The following is an 18,107-nucleotide window of genomic DNA, read 5'->3' as shown; positions in this document are numbered from 1 at the left end:
CGCGAGCGCGGGGTGCATGACTATCCATTCCGATTAATATGGAGAATCAGCACGCTAATGGCTATTTATGTCATTCTCGTTACATGGACGAGAGTAGGCGCTAAGGTTGGCTTGTTTAATACACCGTAATGATCGGCGAGTGCCGCGCTAACGTTTGCGTGTTTTTTTCGCTTCCCTGTGCAGGGTTTCGGTGCTTCACACTTCAAGATAGAGCCGTCCACCTTCGAGCCCGGCCGGATACGTTGCAAGCTTCTCACACACCGGTGCACAAAGCGGCTCGCCGTCACGCACGTCGAAGCGGCCATTCGAGTGGGTCATGAAGTGCCTCCAGACCGGCGTCGAAGGTTGTGTGCGCAACCGGTCAGGCCTCAGCGTGGGCCGAAACGTGTCGGTGTGATCGCGCGCATGGCTCCAACGCCAGATCGTCGCGCAGCTGCAAACGCCGGGGCTCAACCGGAAGTTTGACGAAACTGCGTCAGCGAGCTTTTGGCGCAGTCAGGCGGCTACGCGCTCGCCGTGTGCTTGCGTGGCGCGGGCCGTATCCGTGCCATCGGCCACGACCACCGGCACGCGCAGTGCGAGTGCGCACATCAACTCATAGCCAATGGTGCCCGACGCTTCGGCCACTTCGTCGACGCGCACGTGGTCGCCCCACAGCTCGACGCTCGAACCGATGCCCGCCTGCGGGCACGGCGTGAGATCGACCGTGAGCATATCCATCGAGACGCGCCCGACCACGCGCGTGCGCACGCCATCGACGGCAATCGGCGTGCCTGTAGGCGCGTGACGCGGATAGCCGTCCGCGTAGCCGCACGCCACCACGCCGATGCGCATGGGCCGGTCGACCTCGAAGGTGCGGCCATAGCCGATGGTTTCCTGTGGTGCGAGGGTTTGCACGCCGATGATGCGGCTCGTGAGCGTCATGGCCGCGCGCAGTCCGAAGCCTTCCACGTGCCGCGCCACGCCCGTGGGCGACGCACCATAAAGGATCGTGCCCGGGCGCACCCAGTCGCGATGCGCGCGCGGGTGCCAGAGCACGCCCGCCGAATTCGACACCGACTGCTCGCCGGGAAGGTCCTGCACCACCGCGTCGAAGGTGTCGAGCTGCCAGTCGATGTGGCCGTCGTCGGCGTTTGCGAAGTGCGTCATGAGGCCGATCGCGCCGATCGACGCAATGCCGCGTGCGCGCTCCCACGCGGCGCGATACGCATGTGGGCGGAAGCCGAGGCGGTTCATGCCTGAGTTCATCTTCAGCTGGATATCGATCGGATGCTGCGGCTTCGCTGCCGCGAGCAGATCGAGTTGCTCGTCGCAATGCACGGCCACGGTGAGCCGGTGCGCTGCGGCCAACTCGACGTCGGCGGGTTCGAACACGCCTTCGAGCAGCAGCAGCGGTTTGGTCCAGCCCAGCTCGCGCACGCGCACGGCTTCATCGAGGTCGAGCAGGGCGATGCCGTCGGCGCCCGCGAGCGCCGGATAGATGCGCTCGATGCCGTGGCCGTACGCATTGGCCTTGATCACGGCGAAGGCGCGCGAGCCGGTGGCGCTCTGCTTCACAAGCTGCAGGTTATGACGGATGGCGTCGGGTTGAATGCGGGCGGCGATGGGGCGCGGCATAGGCGTTCCTGTGGGTTGAACGGCGACGGTCTAGTGATTTCTGCAATCGTATTGATTTTCGTCCAGTTATTTTTAATGTATTTAACGACGAATTTGGTCGAAACGACTGTTGCCCGGGTCGCCGTGCATTGGATCAATCCGCCATCAGATGCGCCTCCACGAGGGGCGCCAACGCCTCGGCATGGACGCTCGCGAGATCATGCTCGCCGCCGTGTACCACGTTGTCGCCCCAAAGCAGCAGGGCTCGGCTGGGTGATGCTGGCGATGGACCATGGCCAGCACGCGCTGCACGATGTCGTCGATTCTGGCGACTGCCGGCTCCGCCGGTTCGCCGCCAAAGCCCGGATAGCCGACGAAGCCGGCGCGCTGCCGGCGTAACGAGGTTATCGGCCAGCGGCCGCCAGAGAGCCTTGTTGCCGGAGGCTCCAGGCAGAAAAAATAAATTGTTTTGAAGTGCTAACGTGTCGGGCCTGCAAGGCATGATGGCCTCATTGCGCCTCGTCCGCGGGCTGCTGCTCACGGGCGCGCCATTCGAGCAGCTGGATCAGCAGGCGCGCTGGATCGCTCAGCGTGCCCGGCGCGCGATGCACGAGACCGACGTCGCGGTGGAACGTGTGCTGCCCTAGATCGATCGCGCGCACCCTGGCTGGCCAGCGCCGCCATGCCGACGTTTGCGGCACGAGCGCGACGCCCACGCCGTTCGCAACGAGCCCGACGATGGCCTCCAGTTCGTCGAGTTCGCTCAGGTCCTGCACGGTGTAGTGCATGCGGCGCAAGAAGCGGTCTACCTGGCGTCCGCCGAAAGATGCCCGATCGTAGCGGATGAAGGGTTGCGTCGCCAGCAGCTCGGCCCAGTCGTGGCCTCTTACGTGACGCGGCACGATGAGCCGGAACGGTTCGCGCGCGAGCGTGGTCCAGCGCAAATCGCTTTGCAGTGCGAAGGGTGGCCGGATGATGGCCGCCATGTCGATTTCGCCCGCATCCACCAGATTGTGAAGTTCCATCGAAACGCCAGGGATCACACGCGTGCGGCAGCCGGCGCAACGGCGGTGTAATTCGGCCAGCGCCTCGGGCACCAGCGCGCGCTGCACGGAAGCGATCGCGCCGAGCGTGACGCGCCCGGTCGCCGCGGGGCCGGCCGCGCTCGTACTCAGGTTTTCATAGAGCCGGATGACTTCCTGCGCCCGGGCGAGGATCTGTTGGCCCATCGCGTTCAGGCGCGCGGCGCGCCCTTCGCGGTCGAACAGCGCGAAACCCAGTTCCGCTTCGAGGCGCTGCATTTGCGCGCTCACCGCGGCCTGGGTCAAGCCGATCTTTTGTCCCGCCGCAGCGAACGTGCCTTCTCTCGCCACCGCAACGAGGGTTCTGAGTTCGCGTATCATTCATCAAGAATATTTGTGTATTGAGAAATTATATATTGATTTTGTTTTTGCTTCGGTCTGTCTACCATGGCGGGATCGCTTTCGATGACCGTGGAGACACGCATGTCGCTTTCCCCCTTTCACCTCGCCATTCCAGTTTATGACCTCGCAGCCGCGCGCGACTTCTACGGCCGCGTGTTCGGCCTCGCGGAAGGGCGCTCTAGCGCGCAGTGGGTCGACTTCGACTTCTTCGGCCACCAGCTCGTGATTCACGAGCACCCAAAAACGGCCTCGCAGGACCACGCGCACACGAATCCCGTGGACGGCCACGACGTGCCGGTGCCGCATTTCGGCGTCGTGCTGAGCTGGGACGACTGGGAGGCTCTGGCCGAGCGCCTCAAGAGCTTCGGCGTGAAGTTCGTGATCGAACCTTACGTTCGCTTCAAGGGGCAGGTGGGCGAGCAAGCCACGATGTTCTTCCTCGACCCGTGCGGCAACGCGCTTGAATTCAAGGCGTTCAAGGACATCGGCCAGCTTTTCGCCAAATGAGCGTGAATGGTCGCGAGGCGATCAAGGCGCCGGCGCACGCATGAACTTGAACGACGGCGTCGCCACGAAATTTCCCGACACCTCGCCTGAATACACCTGGCCGAATCGATCGTGAGCTTCATCGCGGGCGCGCCAGGCTTGAGGCTTAGCTTGCTCAGCGAGACCCAGAAGGTGTCGGGGCGCGTGGCGGAATCGAAGTAATAGACGCGGTTCGTTACGGTCGGCCGCGCGATTCGTGCCGGGCAGAAAGGCGAGACCGCCCACGAGGGCAGGCGGCAGGCTGGTGAATGCTAGGGCTGCTGCCAGCGGAAACGATCGCCTCGCAAGGGCGCGCCGTTATCGTCGAGGTTTTTATCGCCGTCCGGGAGCGTTTCGAAATACGACTTGTCGTCCTTCTGGGTCCCCGTATGCAACGCGGCGTGCGAAATGCCCGGCGGAATGGACGAGGGCGAGGCGGGCGGCCAATGCAGCGTGGCAGGCGCCGCGCTCTGGGGAGAGGGCAGATCCGTGCTTTCGTTCGCCGCGGCGAGGCCCATGGCCCATGCGGCCGGGACCGAAGCCAGAACGATCAGCACGGGGAACGTAGCATGTCTCATACGCGGCCCACGTGAGTGCAACTGACTGGGTCTGTATTTTATGTCGCGACTTAGCGTATTTCCAGGCGCCGGCATCACGCGCCGCAGCAAGGCCGGCGCGAGCGCGCGACCCATCGGTGCGGCTGCCCAATCCAGACGATTTCCGGTACTTCTCGCGCGAAATACACGCAATTCCGCGGCCTGATGTCAGTTTTGAGCAGTATTTCGAGGGAATCCCTCAAATCTGACGAATGAGCCGCCGGTTCTAGGAAAAGTCGTAAGGGTTTGTTAATATCGCCCGCCAGTGAAAATGAGAATGCTTCTCATTGAAGTATCCGACAAGCACTGGCGAGACGACCCTTTCGAAACGACATGAACAACCGAGAACACGCGCGGCAAGCGCGACGCACGCTGCCGCGGCCGCTGCATATTGCGGCCTGGCTTACTTTCGCGGCGGCTCAGGCCGCTGTCGCTCAAACGTCGACGCAGGACAGCGCCGCGACGAGCGCAACCCAGAAGGCGCCGCCTCGGGACGCCGCCATCGGCAGGGACCAGGCGCTGCCCGCCGTGAAGGTAAGCGCGAGCCAGGTCGCCGATTCGCCGCTGAACCTGAACACGCCCGTGAACAGCGGCGCGCTCGGCACCCGCTCGCAGCTCGATACGCCGTTCTCGACCACCGTCGTGACGGGCGAGAATCTGGCGGAGCGCCAGGTCTACAAGCTCGGCGATGTGTTCGCGGGCGACGCCTCGGTCAGCAACAACAGCAACGCCTATAACGCGTGGGCCACCTACATCACGATTCGCGGCCTGCCCGTGGACTGGCAGAACGGCTTTCGCATCGACGGCAATCCGTTCATCTCGTACGGCATCACCATGCCCTACGAGCAGCTGGAGCGCGTGGAACTGCTCAAGGGCCTCGGCGGCTTCATGTACGGCTTCGCGCAGCCGGGCGGCCTCGTCAACTATGTGACGAAGCGGCCGGAGAAGGACCCGGTTACAAGCCTCGACGTCGGCTATCGCATGGACGGCGTGCTGAGCACGCACGTGGACCTGAGCCGCCGCTTCGGCCCGGACGACATGTTCGGCGCGCGTCTGAACTACACGAAGGAAGCGGGCAAGACCTATAACGCCGGCGATATCAACCGCAACTCGGTTTCGCTCGCGCTCGACGGCCAGCTCACGCGCGACCTGCAGGTGTGGTTCAACGCGCTCTATCAGACGATCCGTTCGAGCGGCCAGACGCCCGCGATCTACACGGGCAGCTACACGGCATCGAGCCTGCCCGCTGTGATCAGCGGCGGCAGCAACCTGCTTGGCGGCACCGACCAGCACATCAACACCAACCTGCAGCTCTATACGGCGGGCGTGCGTTACCAGATCACGCCCGACTGGTCGTTCACCACCTCGGGCAGCTACAGCAAGTCCGCGCGCGACCGCAACGAGAGCACGCTCACGCTGCTCAACCAGGCAGGCGACTACACCGACGCACGCTGGAACGGCGACGAAGGCCATCAGGACATCTACTGGCAGGGCATGTTCGAAGGCAAGGTGAAGACCGGGCCATTCACGCATCAACTCGTGATTGGCGGCGCGTACCAGCACCAGACCAACAACTACGCGTCGAACTCGATCTACACAGTGCTCGGCAACGGCAATCTGTATCAGCCCAACCCGTGGCGCTTCTATTCGGGCGGCGGGCTCGAAACGTACCGGACGAGCGACATCACTCAGGCCTCGGCGTTCGTGAGCGACACGATGCAGATCACAAGCCGCTGGTCGGTGCTCGCGGGCCTGCGTTATACGAACTATAGTCAGAACAACTACGCAACCACAGGCGAAAAAACCTCCCAGTACAGCCAGAACGGCGTGCTCACGCCGACGTTCGCGTTCATGTACAAGCTCCAGCCGAACACGACGCTGTACACGAGCTACGTCGAGGCACTGGAGCAGGGCGCGATCGTCGACAGCATCTATGCGAACGGCGGCGCGATGCTGCGCCCGTTGCGCTCGCGTCAGTATGAAATCGGCATCAAGAGCGAACACGAGCGCTGGAGCGCGACGGCGGCCCTGTTCCGCATCGAGCGCGGCGCGGCCTATGCGAACGCCGACAACGTCTACGTGCAGGACGGCAATTCGATTTACGAAGGCGTCGAGGCGGGCGGCAGTGTACGGCTGGGCCGAAGCTGGCAGGTGGCAGGCAGCGTCACGCTGCTCGATACGTGGTATGCGAAGGGCCAGTCGTACAACGGCAATCGCGTAGCCGGCGCGCCGACCTTCGTCGCTGCAGGCCGCGTGACCTACGACGTGCCTTACCTGCAAGGCCTGCAACTGGCCGCGGATGCAAAGTTCACGGGCAGCACCCAGGTGCGTCCGGCAAACAATCTGGAAACGGGCGGATACATGCTCGTGAACGTGGGCGCGAACTACTTCACCCGCGTTGGCGGCCACGACGTGACGCTGCGCGCGGCCATCGACAACATCACGAATCGCCGTTACTGGATGTTCCAGTACTCCGATTACATCGCGCCGGGCGATCCGCGAACGGTCAGCCTTAACGCGAAGATCGACTTCTAAACCCTCGATCCGTTTCAACGCGCGGGCGCATGGCGGCCTTCCGGCATGCGCCCGCGCGCCGTTTACGAAATCGGCTGTGATTCAGGCGTGGGGTTGCCGAGGTCGTCGGTGGGCACGTATTGCTGATCGAACGCCGCTACATACAAGGCCCATTCGGGGTCGCCCAGATCCACGAGCAGCGCGCCGTCCTGCCAGATGTCGTTGTGATCGTTCGCGTCGCTGCCCGCCTTGTGGATGAACTCGCCCTTCGATCCCTGGTTCATGTGGACATCGTGAATGCCGTCGCCTTCGCTGTAGAAGCGGCCAAATACGTAGACGTCGAGCGACGATTGTTGCGCGCGCAACAGCAGGCGCTGCAGCGAGGCGACGGGCTCCACCTGGTCGGAGCCGTCCATCACGTCGCTGTTGCGCCATGCACCCGTATTGGCGAGGAAGTCGCTGCGCTCGAAGTCGATGGCCGGCAGCGCTTCGGTGCCCGTGAGATCGGTCGAGCCTTCGGCCGCGCCCTCGAGCGTGGTCAGCACGTTGTGGTTGAAGTCGAATACGAGCTTGTACTTGAGCAGGTCGTCCGCGTCCGTGGTGCCGACGTTCACAGCGATGTCCCAACGCGCACCGTTGACCGTCACGCCGAAGTGCAGGTGATACTGGACCTCGTGCGGCCGCCGCGTGGCCTTTAACTGCGGCGCGGAAACAATTTTAGCCTTGACGTAGCCGTAAGGAAGGGCCATCGCGCGCTCCTCTAAGTTCGGGTGGGGTTCGCCATTGTGCCGTGCGAACGTGAACTTGCGCTTACAGCGTGCGCGCGATGCCGTGCCCATCGCTTTACGGTTGCTCGACTGCGGCTGTCGGCGCGCTTTCATGGGGGCGCCGCCAGCCTCACGCGGCGCTCAGCCCAGCGCCACGACCGCGATTTCCACGAGCAGTTGCGGCGATGCCAGCTGCGCCTGCACCGTCGCGCGTGTGGGCGCGCCACCTTCGGGCACCCATGCGTCCCACACCTCGTTCATGCCGGTGAAGTCGCGCGCGATATCGGCGAGCCAGACCTGAGCGGAGACGAGCCGCGTTTTGTCGATGCCGGCCTTGGCCAGAAAGCCGTCGATTTTCGCGAGCACGGCGGCGGTCTGTATCTTCACGTCGGGCGACGGATCGGCCGACGTCTGCCCACCCACGAACACGAGTCCCGCTGCCTTCACGACGCGGCTCATGCGCTGATGGGTTTCAATGCGAACGATATCGTTCATGTGTCTGCAAGCTCCTTCGCCGCAATGGCGATACGGGGTGAGGGATTCGATGGTGTCAATGTGCGGCAACGCCGGCCAGCGGCGCCTGCACCGCGGCGCGCTCGAAGCGGTCGATCGCGAACGCATCGAGCGAAAGCGAAGGCGCGCCGTCGAGCACGAGTTCGGAAACGAGGCGCCCGCACGCGGGCCCGAGTTGAAAGCCGCTGCCGCAATAGCCGAATGAGTAGTAAAGGTTCGCGGCACGTCGGCTCGCCGAGATGATGGGCAGCGAGTCGGCCGTGAACGCTTCCACGCCGGCCCATGTGCGGTTCACGCCCAGATGGCGCAGATGGGGAAACAGATCGACGACGGTCTGTGCGCTTTTCACGAGCCGAATGAAATCGACTTCGCCGTGCCGCCCCGGCAGATCCGCGATGCCGATCAGCTTGCCGCCGATCACCACCGTGCCGTTATCGAACTGCTTGAACGAAAGCGGCCTGCCCGTTGCGCCGAGTGTCGCGCGGCAGAAAGGCGCCACGCGGTGCGTGACCATCAGCATGAGCCCTTCGGGGTGCACGGGCACCGGTTCGCCGGCCTGGCGCGCCAGTTCGCCCGACCACGCGCCCGCCGTGACGAGCAGCTTGCGCGCGGCGAAGGTGCCGCGCGGGGTCTGCGCGATCCAGCGCTCGCCGCGCGGCTCGATGTGCGTGACCGCCGTGCCTTCGTAAAAGCGCGCGCCGTGCTTCTGCGCGGCGAGGCGAAACGCCGTGGTGGTGCGAAAGGGCAGTGCATAGCCATCGCGCTCGACCCAGATGCCGCCCGTCACGTGCTTCGCCAGTGCAGGTTCAAGTTCGAGCACCGTCTCGCGGTCGATCAGCTTTTCGTGCGTGAAGCCGTGCGATTCGAGCAGCGTGACGCGTTCACGGGACTCCTCCAGCTCGGCCTCGGTTTCGGCAATCTTCAGTTGTCCGGACGGAACGAAGCCGCCGTCGTCGCCGATGGTGTCGGGCAGCGCGTGCCAGATTTCTCGCGACATGAGGGCGAGCGGAATCTCGGGAAGCGGCCGGCCGAGCGTGCGCACGCCGCCCGCGTTCACGCCCGACGAATGGCGGCCCACGTAGTCGGCTTCGAGCACGATCACGCTCGCGCCGCGGCGCGCCATGTGAAAGGCGCTGCTCGAACCGTGCAGACCGCCGCCGATCACGAGCACGTCCGCTTCCTGCACGGCGCTCGCAGGGGAAGTTCGGGCGTCATTCACCAGCGAGTTCTCCGAGCGTGAGCGGCTTGATGGGCGGGCGGATGCGGTAGTAGCCCACCTCGGCTGGGGGCACCTTGCGCGCCTCGGCGATCACTTCGGTCACGGTAAGGCCGCACATGCGGCCCTGGCACGGCCCCATGCCGCAGCGTCCGAACGACTTCGCCTGGTTCGGGCCGAGGCAGCCGAGGCCGACGAAGCCGCGCAGTTCGCCCGCCGTCACCTCTTCGCAGCGGCAGACGATGGTGCTGTCGGCGGGAATGCGGTTCGCGTCGCGCGGGCGGTAAAGGCTGTCGAGGAACGGGCGGATGCGCATTACGCGGTCGAGTTCCGCGCGATGGGGACCCGCCTCGCGATCGCGCGCGGCTGCGTCGATCGAGCCTAGCTGTGCGGCGGCGGCGAGCGCCGCGAGCACGCCCCGTTGCGCCGCAGCCTGGGCCCCACCGATGCCCGCGCCGTCGCCGGCCACGAAGATACCGGGCACGTCGAGTTCGCCCCACGCATCCGTTTGCGGTGTAAAGCAGAGCTGCCCGTTGTCCCAGCGGTGCGTGGCGCGCAGCGCCTGCGTGAACTGCGTGTTGGGCACCACGCCCTGGTGCAGCAGTATCACATCGGCCTCGACGCGTTGCGCGCGTCCTTGCGACGTAAACGTGAGGGCGGCTGCGCGCTGCACGCCGTCGCTGCCCTGGCGGCCCTCGATGGCGAGGTCGTCGGCGGCCTCGAAAATGGGTACCGTGGCCTCGCGCAGCGTGCGAATCAGATGCAGGCCTTTGCTCAGGAACGGCCACGAGCGCAGCGCGGCAAGCAGGTGGCGTTTCGCGCGCCAGCGATCTTCATGGCGGGTGGTGTCGACGAGCGCGCGTATCGGCACGCCTGCCCGTACGTATTGCCAGCCGAGCAAGTAGAGCAGCGGCCCGCAGCCCGCGAGCACGGGCGGCGAGGCGGGCACTTCGCCCGCACTCTTGAGCAGGATTTGCGCGGCGCCTGCCGTGAGCACGCCGGGAAGGGTCCAGCCCGGAATGGGGAACGGCCGCTCCAGCGCCCCGCTCGCGAGAATCACGCGCTTCGCCTGGAAACTGCCTACCTTGCCGTCCTTGAGGTAGTGAACGGCATGTTCGCGCGTGACCTGCCATACCGAGGCGTGGGCGACATGGCGCGCGCCGGAATGTGCGAACGCCTGGGCGATGGCGTCGCCCGCCGCGTAGTCGGGGCCGAGTATCTCCTTGCGGCGGGCGTCGGCGCGGCCTATCGCGCGATAGATCTGGCCGCCGACGGCGTCCTGCTCATCGATCAGGACCACTGATAGTCCGGTGCGCGCCGAACGGGTGGCCGCGCTCATCCCGGCAGGACCCGCGCCGACCACGACGACATCGACGGCTTGCGCATTGAAATCGGCTTTGGCATCGCCTTGATAATCACCGGGCATGAGCGTTCTCCTCTAGCGTGTCGGCATTCGTGCCGGGTTCGGGCGGCAGGTCGCGCGCGCCTTCCTGCGAGCGGATCTGCATGCCCGCGCGCACGGGCACCATGCAGCTCTGCCGGCTCGGCACGCCGTCTATCTCCACGAGGCATTCGAAACACGCGCCCATCATGCAGAACGGCGCGCGCGGCGAACCCGAAACGGGCGTCGCGCGAAAGCGCGATACACCTGCGGCGAGCAGCGCGGCGGCAACGGAGCGGTCGGCGGGTACGGACAGCGGCTGGCCGTTGAAGCAGATATCGACGCGCGTTTCGGCGTCGGAGAGGGTCTTGAACAGCGGCGCGGGCGCCTGGGTAGATTGGACTGTCATGGCGTGATCAGTGTGCGAGGATCGGTTCGGCGGTCGCGTCGGTCACGAAGCGGCGCGCGGAGAAAGCGGGCAGGTCGGCAGGCATCGGACCGCCGGTGATCCACGGCGCGATGCGCAGCGCGTGGGCCGCGGCGAGCGTCACGCCGCTATGGCAAGTGACGACGAAGGCGCCCGGATGCGCCTCGGACTGGTCGTAGATCGGAAAGCCATCGGGGCTGTACACGCGCAGCGCGGCCCACATGCGCACGAGCCTCACATGAGCGAGCATCGGAAACGCGCGCACGCCGCGCGCCGCGATCTGGCGCAGGATCGGCGTGGTGGTGAAGTCGTTGAAGCCGGCTTCTTCCATCGAGTCGCCGAACTGCACCGTGCCTTCGTCGGTCTGCCGCACGTTGATAGTCGGGTAGCGCAGAAACGGCGCGATGCGCTCACTCACGAGCACCTGGCCGCGATTGGGCGCAACAGGGGCGTTCAGACCCACGTGCGGCGCGAGCGCGCGATTTCCGAGGCCGGCCGCGAGCACGACGCGCGCAGCGTGATACACGCCGCGCCGGCCTTGCACGCTGAACCCGCCCGGCCCGGCGGCGATACGCTCGGCGCGTTCGCCCGAGACGAGCCGTACGCCGCGCCGCTGCATGGCGAGATGCAGCGCGCGCAGCAGCTTAAGCGGGTTGACGTGGCCATCCATCGGCGTATAGCTCGCGCCTGCGACCGCAGGGCCGATGCCGGGCAGCCGCTCGCGCAGTTCAGAATGATTTAGCAGTTCGAACGGATAATCGCCGATCTCGGCCTGCAGGGTGGAGAGCCGTTTATGGCGCTCGGCGAGTTCTTCGTCCGAGAAGCAGATGTGAAAGCCGCCAGGCTGACGCAGCGCGACGTCCACGCGCGCCTCGTCGGCGAGGCTTTGCGCGAGCAGCGGCCAGCGCTGCGCCGAACTACGCGACCAGCGCGCGTACGGCGAAAGGCCGTAACCCTTGCCCTGAATCCAGACGAGGCCGAAGTTGCCGCGCGAGGCGCGAAAGCCGCCGTCGTCCTCGTCGAGCACGGTCACGCGCGCGCCTTCGCGGGCGAGCCCATAGGCCACGGCGGAGCCGACGAGGCCGCCGCCGATCACGAGCACGTCGGGGCTCGCGGTGGAGTTGTGTGTCATCGGGCTTCTCCGATCAGGATGCGGTCCAGCCCGACCATGCGGTCGAGCAGCAGCATCAGCAGGATCGTGCCGACGATCAGCACCGCCGACACCGAGGTGACGAGCGGATCGATCGTCTGCGCGATCTGGTTGTACATGGCGACCGGCAGCGTGGTGGTGCCGGGCGTCGCGACGAAAATGGTCATGGTGAGCTCGTCGAAGCTCTGGATGAACGACAGCACCCAGCCGCCCGCCACGCCTGTACGAATCATCGGCAGCACCACGCGGCGGAATGCCGTGAAGCGGCTCGCGCCACACGAAAGCGCCGCGCGTTCGGCGTCGCGATCGAGGCCGACCGCCGAAGAAAGCGCGAGACGCAGCGCATACGGCAGCACGATCACCACGTGCGCGGCGACGAGCGCCCAGAACGAGCCGTTCAGGTTCAGCAGCGAGAGGAAGCGCAGGAACGCGATGCCAAGCACCACGGCGGGAATCATCATCGGCGAGAGGAAGAAGCTCACCAGCGCGCCGCGCCCCGGAAAACGGTAGCGCGCGATGGCGAGTGCGGCGGGCACCGCGAGCGCCACGCCAATGGTGGCCGCGACGAACGCGAGGCGCACGGAGAGCCAGAACGCCGAGACGATGTCGCCGTTCTGCCAGATCGCGCGAAACCAGCGCAGCGAGGCGCCGTCGAACGGCATCGAGATATAGCCCTTGTCCGTGAAGGCCACGAGCAGCACCACGACGATCGGCGCGAGCATGAAGGTAAGAAATAGCGCGTTGAACGCGAGCCCGAGGAATCCGTTGCGTTTCATGCGGGGCCCCGTCAGTCGAAGATGTGCTTGAAACGGCGTTCGGCGAGTCGGCTGCAGCCCATCACGATCGCCACGTTGGCAATCAGTAGCAGCACGGCAATGCTCGCGCCCAGCGGCCAGTTCAGGGTGCCGAGGAACTCGTCGTAGGCGGCCGTGGCGACGACCTTCAGGCGTCGTCCGCCGATCAGCGCGGGCGTGGCGAATGCGGAGGCCGAAAGCGCGAACACGATGATCGAACCCGAGAGCACGCCCGGCATGATCTGCGGCAGGATCACGCGGCGGAACACGCGCAGCGGCGAGGCGCCGAGCGAGCGCCCGGCCCATTCGACCTGCGGATCGAGCTTTTGCAGCGTCGCCCAGACCGACATCACCATGAACGGCACCAGCACGTGCGTGAGGGCGATGATGGTGCCCGTCATGGTGAAGACGAGACGAATGGGTTCGTCGGTGATGTGGAGTGCCTGTAGCGCGTTGTTGAGCACGCCGTTATTGCCCAGCAGGATTTGCCAGCCGAGCGTTCGCACCACCACCGAGATCAGCAGCGGGCCGAGCACGATCAGCAGGCAAACCGACTGCCAGGGTCTGCGCATGCGCGCGAGCACCAGCGTTTCGGGCACACCCAGCACGACGGAAAGCAGCGTGACGGCGAATGCGAGTCCGGCAGTGCGCAGGAAGATTTCGCCGTAGTAGGGATCGCTCAGGACCTCCAGGTAATTGGTGACGGTCCAGCCGCGTTGCACACCCGCGATGTCGCTGAAAACATGAAACGAGAGCACGAAGGTGAGCAGAAGCGGCACCAGCAGCAGCGCGAGAAAAAGCAGCAGCGCCGGCGCAGAGAGCAGCCACGGAGCCGCGCCCGCGCGCGAATCGTCAAGCGTTGCCATGAGCGCCCTCCCGCGTGAGCACGCGCAGATCGTCGTCGGTCCAGGCGAGTCCCACTTCGTGGCCTTCCTCGGGCGGCGGTGCGCCGTGGTTGGGCTGTGCGACGTGGAGCTTGCCGAGCGGGGTTTCCACGGCGAGCAGCCATTGATTGCCCACGAACACGCGCGTCGTCACGCGCCCCGTGAGACGCGCGTCGCCGTTGGCCAGATGCACTTTTTCAGGGCGGATGTAGACGTTCACGGCGCCCGCCACCTCGCGGCCTTCGTGCGGCACGTGCAGCATCGTCCCGGCGACTTCGACCTCGGCGCAACGCGGATTGCGGCGCAGCACTTCGCCCGCGAGCGTATTGGTGCGGCCAAGGAAGGTTGAGGCGAAGGGCGTGGCCGGCCGCTCGTAAGCGTCGAACGGCGTGCTCAGCTGCGCGATCGTGCCGCGGTGCATGACGGCGATGCGGTCGCTCATCGTCATCGCTTCCACCTGGTCGTGCGTGACGAGCAGGGTCGTGATGCCAAGGCGTTTCTGGATAGCGCGCAGTTCGATATGCATCTCTTCGCGCAGCTTGGCGTCGAGGTTCGACATCGGCTCGTCGAGCAGCAAGAGTTCGGGCTGCATGGCCAGTGCGCGGGCGATCGCCACGCGCTGGCGCTGGCCGCCCGAAAGCTCCTTCGGGTAGCGCGCGTCGAGCCCGCGCAAACGCACGAGTTCCAGCGCCTCGGCAATACGCTCCGCGCGTTGCGCGCGCTTCATCTTGCGCATCTCCAGACCGAAGCCCACGTTACCGGCCACCGTCATATGCGGAAACAGCGCATAGCTTTGAAACACCACGCCAATGCCGCGTTTCTCCGGCCGTTCGTGGGTGATGTCGCGGCCATCGAGCGTGATGCGGCCCGTGCTCGGCGTGACGAAACCCGCGATCATCTGCAGTGTGGTCGTCTTGCCGCAACCCGAGGGACCGAGCAACGAGAGAAACTCGCCGCGCGCGACCGTGAGGTCGATCTGCTCGATCGCCGTGAAGTCGCCGTAGCGCTTCGAGATGCCTTGCAGGGTGAGGAAGCTCATGAGCGTCGGTCCTCGCTGTGCGTTGGGTGCGGGGCTGGGAGCGCGCGCATCAGCGCTCGACCGAACGGTTCCAGCGCTCGGTCCACTCGGTGCGATGCTCGTTGATGGTGGTCCAGTCCATCGCCGTGAGCTTCGCGATCTGGTCAGGACCGTAAGGCACGCGCGCGGCCACTTCCGGCGTGAGCTTGACGGTCTTGTTGACGGGCCCGAGGCCGATGTCGGCTGCCTGCTGCGCCTGCACTTCCGGGCTCAGCAGAAACTGGATGAACTGCTGCGAGAGCTGCTGCTGTGCGTTCTGCGCAATGGAGCACGCGGCCACCTGCAGCGCCACGCCGCCTTCCTTCGGGTAGATGAACTTGAGCGGGAAGCCGGTGTTTTGCAGCGCCACCGCGCGGCCGCTGCCGTAAGGCGCGATGATCACGTCGCCGGATTGCATGAGGCCGTCCATTTCGCCGGGCGTGGGCGCCCACGAAAGCACGTTGGGCGCGACCTGCTTCGTCAGGGCCTTGAAGCCGGGGTCGATGTCCTTCTCGCCGCCGCCGTTCAGGCGCGCGAGCATCACGAGCGTATGCAGGCCGTAGGTGTTGGTGATGGGCGGCACGCCGAGCTTGCCTTTCACGCGTGCGTCTTCGAGCGACTTCCACGAATTGGGCGCGGGCAGACCGAGCTTTTTGAACGCCTGTTCGTTATAGCCGATGCCGGTCGCCACCATGCCCACGCCCACGGCGGTCGGGCCGATGTGTGCGAGCGGATAGAGGTCCTTCATGACCGGGGCGTCGTCGAGCTTGCCGCACAGGCCGAGTTGCATCGCCTGATACATCGGGCCGTCGTCCATCACGGCGACGTTGATCTGCTCGTGGCCCTTTTGCGCCTGGAGCTTGGCGAGTGTGTCGCTCGAATTGCCCGCCACGTACACGATCTTGACGTCATGCGCCTTTTCGAACGCCGGGATGATCTTCTGACGATAGAGCTGCTCGTTGGAGCCGCCGACGTTGGCGACGTACAGAGTGGTTTCGGCCTGGGCGAGCGAGGCCGCGGCGAGCGTGCCGGCGACGGCGAGTGCGACGAATGTGGTTTTGTGGCGGAAGGTTGAACGACGGCGCATCGCGGCTTTCATGACGACGATCTCCATTCGAGTGTGGGGAACGGCGGACCGGACAGTGCGCCGATGCATCGCAGTCTGTGCCGCGCTGGCCATATCGTCCAATACGAATAAAATGCCAACCTATACGGGGATGATATGGACCAGGGTTAGGCCCTGGCGTATGAATCAGGGTTAAGCCCAGGAGAAGCCACCTTGAATCTGAAGCACGTCGAGGCGTTTCGCGCGGTGATGGTGTCGGGCTCGATGACGGCCGCCGCGAAGGCGCTATACACATCGCAGCCCAACGTGAGCCGCCTGATCGGGCAACTGGAGCGCGAGACCGGCCTCACGCTGTTTCAGCGCGTAGGCATCCGCCTCATTCCGACGAGCGAGGGCAATGCGTTCTTTCGCGAAGTCGAGCGCGCGTATGTGGGTCTGCAAGGACTCAGCACCGCCGCCGCGCAAATCCGCAATCTCGGCAGCGGGCGTTTGCGCATCGCCGCCATGCCTTCCGCGGGGCTCACGCTCGTGCCGCACGCGATCGACAAGTTCCGCCGCCTCTATCCTGGCGTGACCGTTTCGCTGCACGTGAATACATCGGGCACAGTGAATCACTGGACCGGCTCGCAGTTCTGCGATCTGGGTGTGGCGGTGTACATCAGCGAAGCGTCGAACTGCGAGGTCGAAATGCTTTCGAAGGTCGCGGCCGTCTGCGTGATGCCGGCCACGCATGCGCTCGCGAAAAAGGCCATGATCCGGCCCGCCGATCTCGAAGGAGAATCGTTCATTTCGCTGTGCCACGGCGACGGCACGCGCACGCAAATGGACGAAGTCTTCCAGCGTGCGGGCGTGGAGCGCGTACTCGCCATCGAGGCGCAGTACACGGCGATCTGCTGTGAGATGGTCCGCTGCGGCATGGGCGTGACGCTCGCGCATCCCATTGTCGCGCGCGATTTCGCGGGGCCGGACATTGCGATTCGGCCGTTCTCGCCGGCGGTGCTGTTCCCCACATACTTGCTGTTTCCGCCGAACCGGCCGCGCGAGCGTCTCGTGGCCGAATTCGTCGAGGTGCTGCGCGAGCACCACGACGGTTTGATTACGCAGATGAAAGCGGCCGATCGCGAGCCCACGCGCAAACGCGCGAAGAAAGCGGCGGCTTGACGGTGGTTTGAGGCGCGCGATCAGGCTTTGCCTTTCGCGCCGCGCTTCTTCTGCCCCGCGCGCTCCACGAGATGTTCGACCATGCGCTGCGCCGCCGGCTGGAGCGTGTCGAACGCACGGAAGCAGACGATGAAACGCCGCCGCGCCCAGACGTCGGTGAGGGGGATGGTGTGCACGTCCATGATGCGCCGGTAGGTGTTGCTCACCTCCTGGGGCACGACGCTGATGCCGAGATTGGCGGCCACCACGCGAAACGCCGCGTCGAGCGTCGAGACCACCGCGCGATAGGCGACCGTGCGTCCGCTGCGCGCCGCCGACTGCCGCAGCATCGTATGCACGGCCGTGGAGGTCGGCAGGCCCACGTGCTCGTAATCGAGCGTTTCCGCAAAGGCGATGGTGCGGCGTTTCGCGAGCGGGTGTTCGGGATGGACGGCGAGCACAAGCCGGTCTTCGCGCCAAGGGCGCGATTGCAGTCCCCCGAGGTCCACGTTGTCCCAGCACACGCCTAGCGAGGCCGCGCCGTCGCGCACGCGCTCCACGAGTTCGCGCGAGGTGCGTTCTTCCACATTCACGCGGATGTTCTTGTAGGCCGGCAAGCGCATGAACGACGCGAGATCGTCGAGCAGCGCCTCGGCGATCGCGGAGGCCGAGGCGCACACGCTCACGCTGCCCGAGAGCCCGCTCCCGAGGGCGGCGACGTCGCTGGCCGCGCGTTCGAGCGTAAAGATCACGCTGCGCGCATGCTCGAGCAGCGCGAGACCCGCCGCGGTGGGCTGCACGCCGCGGCGCGAGCGCGTAAGCAGCGGCACGCCGAAATCGCTTTCGAGCTGGGCGATGCGCTTGCTGATGGCGGAGGGCTCGATGTGCTCCTCGCGCGCCGCGCGCCCCATGTTGCCGTGCTCGCACACGCTCACGAGAAGGCGCAGGGTCTTGAGGTCGATGTCGTGCACTGTGTCTCCTGACGGGCTTTTATGAGTTTCCGTATTGGAATCTTGAAGCTTCCAAAATACCGCTTTATGTATTTTGCGGAATGCCT

At 65.5% G+C, this 18,107-nt stretch carries 18 protein-coding genes and 1 pseudogene; 4 read left to right on the top strand and 15 right to left on the bottom strand.

Going from position 1 to position 18,107, the window contains the following annotated elements; genetic code table 11:
• Positions 1 to 195 precede the first annotated feature (195 nt).
• Positions 196 to 306: pseudogene (locus tag M3I53_RS09965) on the bottom strand (non-heme iron oxygenase ferredoxin subunit); the annotation flags it as partial.
• Between the two features lie 189 nt (positions 307 to 495).
• Positions 496 to 1,617: an alanine racemase gene (alr, locus tag M3I53_RS09960; RefSeq protein ID WP_254315780.1), complete on the bottom strand. Its 1,122-nt coding sequence runs from the start codon at positions 1,615 to 1,617 to the stop codon at positions 496 to 498.
• A gap of 255 nt (positions 1,618 to 1,872) precedes the next feature.
• On the opposite strand from alr, the gene M3I53_RS38430 reads away from it, so the two are divergent.
• Positions 1,873 to 1,995, top strand: a complete 123-nt coding sequence (locus M3I53_RS38430) for a hypothetical protein (RefSeq protein ID WP_309249509.1) — start codon at positions 1,873 to 1,875, stop codon at positions 1,993 to 1,995.
• Positions 1,996 to 2,105: 110 nt separating this feature from the next.
• On the opposite strand, the gene M3I53_RS09950 is transcribed toward M3I53_RS38430, so the two are convergent.
• Positions 2,106 to 2,999 (bottom strand): LysR family transcriptional regulator, encoded by an 894-nt coding sequence (locus M3I53_RS09950; protein ID WP_254315779.1) that lies wholly within the window; start codon positions 2,997 to 2,999, stop codon positions 2,106 to 2,108.
• Between the two features lie 102 nt (positions 3,000 to 3,101).
• On the opposite strand from M3I53_RS09950, the gene M3I53_RS09945 reads away from it, so the two are divergent.
• On the top strand, positions 3,102 to 3,527 hold the full coding sequence (locus tag M3I53_RS09945) for a VOC family protein (protein ID WP_254315778.1): 426 nt from the start codon (positions 3,102 to 3,104) through the stop codon (positions 3,525 to 3,527).
• A 290-nt stretch (positions 3,528 to 3,817) separates the two neighbouring features.
• Here the strand turns inward: M3I53_RS09945 and M3I53_RS09940 are convergent, their stop codons facing one another.
• Positions 3,818 to 4,123 (bottom strand): hypothetical protein, encoded by a 306-nt coding sequence (locus M3I53_RS09940; RefSeq protein WP_254315777.1) that lies wholly within the window; start codon positions 4,121 to 4,123, stop codon positions 3,818 to 3,820.
• Positions 4,124 to 4,474: 351 nt separating this feature from the next.
• On the opposite strand from M3I53_RS09940, the gene M3I53_RS09935 reads away from it, so the two are divergent.
• Entirely contained in the window at positions 4,475 to 6,676 is a 2,202-nt protein-coding gene (locus M3I53_RS09935; RefSeq protein WP_254315776.1) for a TonB-dependent siderophore receptor, read from the top strand.
• Between the two features lie 62 nt (positions 6,677 to 6,738).
• Here the strand turns inward: M3I53_RS09935 and M3I53_RS09930 are convergent, their stop codons facing one another.
• From M3I53_RS09930 to M3I53_RS09885, 10 genes are all read right to left on the bottom strand, one after another.
• Complete coding sequence (locus tag M3I53_RS09930; protein WP_254315775.1) at positions 6,739 to 7,404, bottom strand: DUF2278 family protein; 666 nt, start codon at positions 7,402 to 7,404, stop codon at positions 6,739 to 6,741.
• Positions 7,405 to 7,563: 159 nt separating this feature from the next.
• Positions 7,564 to 7,917 (bottom strand): RidA family protein, encoded by a 354-nt coding sequence (locus M3I53_RS09925; protein ID WP_254315774.1) that lies wholly within the window; start codon positions 7,915 to 7,917, stop codon positions 7,564 to 7,566.
• Positions 7,918 to 7,972: 55 nt separating this feature from the next.
• Positions 7,973 to 9,154, bottom strand: a complete 1,182-nt coding sequence (locus tag M3I53_RS09920; protein ID WP_254315773.1) for an FAD-binding oxidoreductase — start codon at positions 9,152 to 9,154, stop codon at positions 7,973 to 7,975.
• On the bottom strand, positions 9,147 to 10,577 hold the full coding sequence (locus M3I53_RS09915) for an NAD(P)/FAD-dependent oxidoreductase (protein WP_254315772.1): 1,431 nt from the start codon (positions 10,575 to 10,577) through the stop codon (positions 9,147 to 9,149). Before M3I53_RS09915 ends, M3I53_RS09920 begins: the two co-directional genes overlap by 8 nt.
• The gene (locus M3I53_RS09910; RefSeq protein ID WP_254315771.1) at positions 10,567 to 10,941 is read right to left on the bottom strand and encodes a (2Fe-2S)-binding protein; all 375 of its coding nucleotides are present in this window, start codon (positions 10,939 to 10,941) and stop codon (positions 10,567 to 10,569) included. The genes M3I53_RS09915 and M3I53_RS09910 overlap by 11 nt, the downstream gene beginning before the upstream one ends.
• A 7-nt stretch (positions 10,942 to 10,948) precedes the next feature.
• Entirely contained in the window at positions 10,949 to 12,091 is a 1,143-nt protein-coding gene (locus M3I53_RS09905; protein WP_254315770.1) for an FAD-binding oxidoreductase, read from the bottom strand.
• Positions 12,088 to 12,885, bottom strand: a complete 798-nt coding sequence (locus M3I53_RS09900) for an ABC transporter permease (RefSeq protein ID WP_254315769.1) — start codon at positions 12,883 to 12,885, stop codon at positions 12,088 to 12,090. Before M3I53_RS09900 ends, M3I53_RS09905 begins: the two co-directional genes overlap by 4 nt.
• 11 nt (positions 12,886 to 12,896) lie before the next feature.
• Positions 12,897 to 13,769 (bottom strand): ABC transporter permease, encoded by an 873-nt coding sequence (locus M3I53_RS09895; RefSeq protein ID WP_254315768.1) that lies wholly within the window; start codon positions 13,767 to 13,769, stop codon positions 12,897 to 12,899.
• Positions 13,756 to 14,826: an ABC transporter ATP-binding protein gene (locus M3I53_RS09890; RefSeq protein ID WP_254315767.1), complete on the bottom strand. Its 1,071-nt coding sequence runs from the start codon at positions 14,824 to 14,826 to the stop codon at positions 13,756 to 13,758. The genes M3I53_RS09895 and M3I53_RS09890 overlap by 14 nt, the downstream gene beginning before the upstream one ends.
• A 49-nt stretch (positions 14,827 to 14,875) precedes the next feature.
• Positions 14,876 to 15,943: an ABC transporter substrate-binding protein gene (locus M3I53_RS09885; RefSeq protein ID WP_254315766.1), complete on the bottom strand. Its 1,068-nt coding sequence runs from the start codon at positions 15,941 to 15,943 to the stop codon at positions 14,876 to 14,878.
• Between the two features lie 180 nt (positions 15,944 to 16,123).
• Between M3I53_RS09885 and M3I53_RS09880 the strand changes: the two genes are divergently transcribed.
• Entirely contained in the window at positions 16,124 to 17,071 is a 948-nt protein-coding gene (locus M3I53_RS09880) for a LysR substrate-binding domain-containing protein (RefSeq protein ID WP_254315765.1), read from the top strand.
• 20 nt (positions 17,072 to 17,091) lie between these two features.
• On the opposite strand, the gene M3I53_RS09875 is transcribed toward M3I53_RS09880, so the two are convergent.
• A complete protein-coding gene (locus M3I53_RS09875; RefSeq protein WP_254315764.1) occupies positions 17,092 to 18,021 on the bottom strand; it encodes a LysR family transcriptional regulator in 930 nt (309 codons plus the stop codon).
• Between the last annotated feature and the right edge of the window lie 86 nt (positions 18,022 to 18,107).

It is taken from the genome of Paraburkholderia sp. CNPSo 3272 (assembly GCF_024206495.1).
Classification (GTDB): Bacteria; Pseudomonadota; Gammaproteobacteria; order Burkholderiales; family Burkholderiaceae; genus Paraburkholderia.
The sequence above is the reverse complement of the archived record's forward strand: the minus strand, read 5'-3'. Positions and strand labels throughout refer to the sequence as shown.